Source organism: Nocardioides sp. P86 (assembly GCF_023712465.1).
Taxonomy (GTDB): domain Bacteria; phylum Actinomycetota; class Actinomycetes; order Propionibacteriales; family Nocardioidaceae; genus Nocardioides; species Nocardioides kribbensis.
Genome location: NZ_JAMAYE010000059.1, coordinates 1 through 372, shown reverse-complemented (window position 1 = coordinate 372; position 372 = coordinate 1). Strand labels below are relative to the sequence as shown.

Sequence of the window (372 nt, the reverse complement as noted above, 5' to 3'; positions counted from 1 at the left end):
TAAGGCCCCCAGCAGAACACTGGGTTGATAGGCCGGAGGTGTACAGCAGTGATGCCTAGCCGACCGGTACTAATAGGCCGAGGGCTTGTCTTACACTCATTCAACAAGACCTACAAAGAGGTCTAGTTCCCTGTATCTGCAGCGTATGTTCGCGTCCACGAACCAGTCACACAACACGTCACATGCATATGTGAATAATGGCTTGGATCCACACCCGCCCTGTTTTCGTGGTGGTGGTGTGGGTTCGCAAGAGTTACGGCGGCCATAGCGAAAGGGAAACACCCGGTCCCATCCCGAACCCGGAAGTTAAGCCTTTCAGCGCCGATGGTACTGCAACCGAGAGGTTGTGGGAGAGTAGGACGCCGCCGGACA

Annotated in this window: 2 rRNA genes; both read left to right on the top strand. The window is 55.4% G+C overall.

The features are described 5' to 3' along the window. A 23S ribosomal RNA gene (locus M3673_RS18945) occupies positions 1-93 on the top strand; the annotation flags it as partial. A 161-nt stretch (positions 94-254) separates the two neighbouring features. Beyond that, a 5S ribosomal RNA gene (rrf, locus tag M3673_RS18940) occupies positions 255-371 on the top strand. Position 372 lies beyond the last annotated feature (1 nt).